4 protein-coding genes and 1 pseudogene are annotated in these 4,910 nt (G+C 68.9%); 1 reads left to right on the forward strand and 4 read right to left on the reverse strand.

Going from position 1 to position 4,910, the window contains the following annotated elements:
- Positions 1-288: 288 nt before the first annotated feature.
- Positions 289-513: a hypothetical protein gene (locus R6V09_RS45920; RefSeq protein ID WP_317887419.1), complete on the forward strand. Its 225-nt coding sequence runs from the start codon at positions 289-291 to the stop codon at positions 511-513.
- Positions 514-723: 210 nt separating this feature from the next.
- Here R6V09_RS45920 and R6V09_RS45925 read toward each other — a convergent pair whose 3' ends face one another.
- The 4 genes and pseudogenes from R6V09_RS45925 to R6V09_RS45940 all read right to left on the reverse strand — a co-directional run.
- Entirely contained in the window at positions 724-1,626 is a 903-nt protein-coding gene (locus R6V09_RS45925; RefSeq protein ID WP_317887420.1) for a carbohydrate ABC transporter permease, read from the reverse strand.
- Positions 1,623-2,546 carry a carbohydrate ABC transporter permease gene (locus R6V09_RS45930; RefSeq protein WP_317887421.1) on the reverse strand — a complete coding sequence of 308 codons (924 nt, stop codon included), beginning with the start codon at positions 2,544-2,546 and terminating at the stop codon, positions 1,623-1,625. The genes R6V09_RS45925 and R6V09_RS45930 overlap by 4 nt, the downstream gene beginning before the upstream one ends.
- Positions 2,547-2,706: 160 nt before the next feature.
- Complete coding sequence (locus R6V09_RS45935; RefSeq protein ID WP_317887422.1) at positions 2,707-4,014, reverse strand: ABC transporter substrate-binding protein; 1,308 nt, start codon at positions 4,012-4,014, stop codon at positions 2,707-2,709.
- A 477-nt stretch (positions 4,015-4,491) separates the two neighbouring features.
- A pseudogene (locus tag R6V09_RS45940) lies at positions 4,492-4,910 on the reverse strand (hydroxyacid dehydrogenase); the annotation flags it as partial.

Here is a 4,910-nt window from a genome sequence, read left to right on the forward strand (position 1 = left end):
AAGCCGCCGCCGCGGCGGCGGCGGCGGCGTCAGCGCCGCCGATATCGCCCTGTGCGGACCGGTCCTACGGGCGGTCCCGACCGGCAGCACGCCGTCGGCCTGCGAGACCACCTCGCTGCTACCGCCTTCGATACGGACAGGCGGACAGGCGCCGATACGCTCCTTCATCTGAGGAGTGTTTCTCCCACGCGAAAGCCCGGGGCCGGGGTGCAAGCCAGCCCCTCGTCGGAGAGATTCACCGACGGCCCGGCGGTTTCCATGATCGTGGCATGGGCGGAGGGTGAACAAATGGGTGCCGCCGAGATCGGCTGGCTGGACGCGACCGCGTTGGCGGAGTTGATCCGCACGCGCCAGGTCTCCTCGGTGGAAGTGGTGCGGCGGTGTCTGGAGCGCATCGAGGGGATCGACCCCCGGCTCAACTCCATCGTCACGGTCCTGGCCGATTCACCGCCGAAGTCGCCCTGTCCTTCAGGGCGGTGGCGGCCGGACGCGAGTCCGAACTGCACCCGATGACCCGCCGCACCCTGAAGGCGCCGGACGCGGCGCTCGCCGACTACATCGACGCGCAGCAGCAGGTCGACGAGCTCAGCTCGTCAGCCCGGTTCGCGACCGGCACCCCGACATGGGCTGATCCCAGGGCCGAAGGTCTACTTCCGGGTCTCGCGGGCCGTCTCGGCCAGCCGTACCGGGCCGGTCCTTGTCGTCGCGAGCGGGTACGTCGGCCTACTTCAGGCCACCGGTCACCAGGTCGATGCGCCAGTACCGCTGCAAGGACAGGAAGAGCGCGATGACGGGGATGACGGACAGCAGTGTGCCGGTGATCACCAGTGAGTACAGGGACGCCTGGTTGGCGCCGTGGCGCAGCAGGCTGTACAGGCCGACCGTCAGCGGGAACTTGTCGTCGCTCGTCACCATGACGAAGGGCAGCAGGAAGTTGTTCCATATGACGATGAACTGGAGCAGGAAGACGGTGATCAGTCCGGGTGCCATCAGCCGCAGCCCGATCGCGGAGAACATCCGCCACTCGCTCGCCCCGTCCATCCGCCCGGCGTCGAGCAGCGAGTCGGGTACGGAGGCGGACGCGTAGATCCGGCACAGGTAGATGCCGTAGGGGTTGAACAGCTGGGGCAGGATCACCGCCGGGTAGCTGTCGGTGATGCCGACCCGGGCCAGCAGCAGGTACTGCGGCACGGCCAGCACGACCTGCGGCAGCAGGACGCCCGCCAGGATGGTGTTGAAGAGCAGGGTGCGGCCCCGGAAGCGGTACTTGGCGATGGCGTAGCCGGTCGCGGCGGAGACGGCGGTGGCCACGAACCCGCCGACTCCCGCGTACAGGAAGCTGTTGAGCATCCAGTGCCAGAACACGCCCGAGTCGTACGAGGAGAGGTCGGCGACGTTGTCCACCAGCCCCGAGCCGAACGACGGCAGATAGGTCGCGGTGGAGAACAACTCGCTGCGCGACTTGGTGGACGCGATCAGGATCCACAGCGTCGGCACCAGGCAGTAGACGGCTCCGAGCAGCAGCACGACGGTGGGCAGCAGGGCGATCCGTCTGCGGCGGGGGCGTTCGGTCCGGGCGGCGGTCAACGGGGACACCACGGGACGGGCGGGCGAGTCGATGGTCATCGTCCCTCCTTGCCGGCGGCTCCGGCGGCGCCCCACCAGGTCTGCGCGAGGCGTCCGACGATCACCGAGACGGCGAGGATTCCGGCCGCGAAGACGACCGAGGTGGCAGCCGCGAGGTTGATGTCGGAGTCGACGAAAGCGTCGGTGTAGATCTTCATCAGGGGAACCCAGGTCAGGGAGATGGCGTTCGACAGCGGCTGCAGAGTGTTGGGCTCGTTGAACAGCTGCAGGGCGGCGAGGACGGTGAACAGGGTGCACATGGCGATGGCGGGACGGATCAGGGCGACCTTCACCCGCAGCGCTATCTGGAGTTCCGAGGCTCCGTCGATCCTGGCCGCCTCGTAGATCTCCGGCGGCAGCGCGCGCAGGGACGTGTACATCACCACCATGTTGAAGCCCACCGCGCCCCACACCGCGATGTTGGCGACCGAGACGTAGACCATCGAGCTGCCGAAGAAGTCGACGTGCCGTCCGCCGATGGGGCTGGTCGCGGGCAGGTAGAGGAAGCCCCACAGGAGGGTGGCGATGACACCGGGCACCGCGTACGGCAGGAAGATGGCCAGCCGTGCGAACCGGGTGAGCCGGGCTCGCGCCGTGTCCAGGAGGAGCGCGAACAGCAGGGCGAGGAGCACGGTCGCCGGTACGGTGATCGCGCCGACCAGGAGCATCCGGAGCAGGCTGTGCCACAGCTCGGTGTCGTGGATCACGGTGGAGTAGTTGTCCAGACCCGCGAAGACCGTTCTGCTGCCCGATCCCAGCAGGCCCCCGCCGACCTTGCGCTGCTGGAAGCTGAGGAACAGCGCGTAGCCCCCGGGGGCGATCACGAACAGCAGGAGGAGCAGGATCGCGGGCAGGACCAGCAGATAGGGCAGCCGGCTGTGGCCCGCCCGGCGACCCCGCCGCGAAATGCTTGTCGCCATCGATGTCGTCCTCATCGGATGAATGGTTGGTGCCGGTGAATGACTGGTGCCAGTGACTGGTTGTCTCGGTGGTCGATGCCGGCCCGGCCGCCCGGCGCGGGGGTCAGGAGCCCGCGGCCGGGCCGGCCGGGTCGCCCGGGCCAGGCCCTGTCTGGAGGACCTAGTTCAGGGTGAACCCGAGCTTCTTCATGCCGGCCGTGGTGTTGTTCTGCATGGTGTCCAGCGCCCCGGTGAACGAGCTGCCGGACTGCAGCGCCGCGCCGAAGCTGTCCCGGTACGCGGAGAAGGTCACTGTGACATTCGGGCCCCACATCGAGAAGCTGCGGGCGCCCGGTGCGACCTTCTTCACCTCGGCGTAGTAGTCCGGCTGGTTCGGGAAGAAGGCCGGCGGCTGGTCGAGGATCTGCAGGGCGCGCCCCGAGGTCGAGGCCGGGTAGATGTTGATGTTCTTGACCTGGGCCGTGACCGCCTTGTCGTCGGTGTTGAGCCAGCTCGCGAACTCCGCCGCCTCCGCGGGGTGCTTGGAGTCGGTGGTGACCGTGATGGCCGAGCCGCCCCAGATGCCGGTGCTGGTGTCGCCCGCCGTCCAGGCCGGGAGCGGCGCGGCGGTCCACTTCCCCTTGGTCGACGGGGCGATGCCGCCGATCTGCGCCGGGGCCCAGGCTCCGGAGATCCAGGTGAGGAGGGTGCCGTTGTTCATCTCCTTGTTCCACTGCGGGGAGAAGGAGGGGTTCTTCTTCACCAGCCCCTTGTCGACCAGGCCCTGCCAGTAGTCGGCGACCTTGTCACTGGCCGTGCCGTTGATGTCCACGTGCCAGGAGTCGCCCTTCGTGGTCCACCAGTCCGCTCCCGCCTGCTGGGTGAGGCCGGTGAACCAGCCGGGGTCGGCGGCGTCGAAGTTGGTCATCGAGGCGTCGGGGGCCTTGCTGTGCAGCTCCGCGGCCACCTGCGCGTACTCCTGCCAGGTGGTGGGCACCTTCAGGCCGTACTTCTTGAACAGGTCGGCCCGGTAGAACATCATCAGCGGGGCGAAGTCCTGCGGGATGCCGTACACCTTGCCCTGGAAGCGGGTCTGGGCCAGCGTCGCCTCGTCGAAGTCCGTGACCGCCTTCTTCGTCTCGGCGGTGATGTCGCGGACCACGCCGTTCGCCACCAGGCCGGGCAGCGACTGGTACTCGACCTTCGCGATGTCCGGGGCGGTCTTCGCCTGGTGCGCCGTGATCATCTTGCTGACGAGCTGGTCACCGCCGGCCGGGTTGCTGAGGGCGACCTGGATGTCGGGGTGCGTCGAGTTCCACAGGGCGACGACCTTGTCCATGCCCGGGTCCCAGGCCCACATGGTCAGACGGACCTTGCCGCCGGTCGGCGCCGATCCGCTGCCGGAGCCCCCGCCGCCTCCCCCGCAGGCGGCGAGAACCAGTGTTGCGGCCAGTGTGGCGCCTGCGACTGCGGCGAATCTGGTCTTCATTGGCCAGTGCTCACTTTCGTGTCAGAAGAGGGCCTGCTGCGGTCGTCCCGCCTGTGAGGCCGTCGCCCGGTGGTCCCCCTTGGGACCTGAACCCATGGCCGACCAGCAGTCGACCTGCTCCGACTTTGACTTCGACTTAAGCTAAGTCGCGGCAGAGGTGGGGTCAATATGGTCGACGTACCGATTTACGACGTGTCCATTTCTTCGGACGTTCTTCGGACGTGTCGATTTCTTCATGAGAGGAAGTCCGCACCGGACAGCGGACGCAGGGGTCGGCTCGCGCACCAGGGCCGCCTGACCTCCTGCACCGTACGCGCCGGGGCGCGCGGACGGGAACCCCTGCCCGGCCGGTCCAAGGTCCCGGATCAGGCCGATACGGACAGGCCCTAGGCGCGCGAGCTCTCCGCCGGGCGAGCCCGTGATGTGCGGGGTCAGCAACACGTCGGGCAGGTCCGAGCAGCGTGGCGCCGTCCGGCATCAAGGCAGGCGGGCGGGCATCCACCATCCCGCTCGTCGCCTCGTCCGAGGGGGCGTACGGCGAGACCAGGCCACCGGCGGCGAGCAGGTCCGGGAGACCGGGCTGACGCGGAGTGCCACCGCCTCGTCGACGGTGACGAACGGATCACCGAGCAGCACCGACTCCAAGGCGAACGGCCGCGCCAGTTCCAGTGCCCGGCGCCCGATCCTCGACGCGTCGACCATGTCGACCGTACGGCGGTGGTTGTCGATGGCCGGGTCCCGGCGGACCGGGTCCGGATCGGCGCGGCGCCGCTGGTCCTCGCGGGCCGCCGTCGGCACGCCCTTGGTGGCCTGCAGGATCATCGCCGGCGTGCACTCCACGACCGGGATCACGTCGGCCCAGGCCGCCGAGCCGGCACTCCTTGGCCGTGCCCGCC

Origin of the sequence: Streptomyces sp. W16, assembly GCF_033194735.1 — a bacterium.
Lineage (GTDB): Bacteria > Actinomycetota > Actinomycetes > Streptomycetales > Streptomycetaceae > Streptomyces.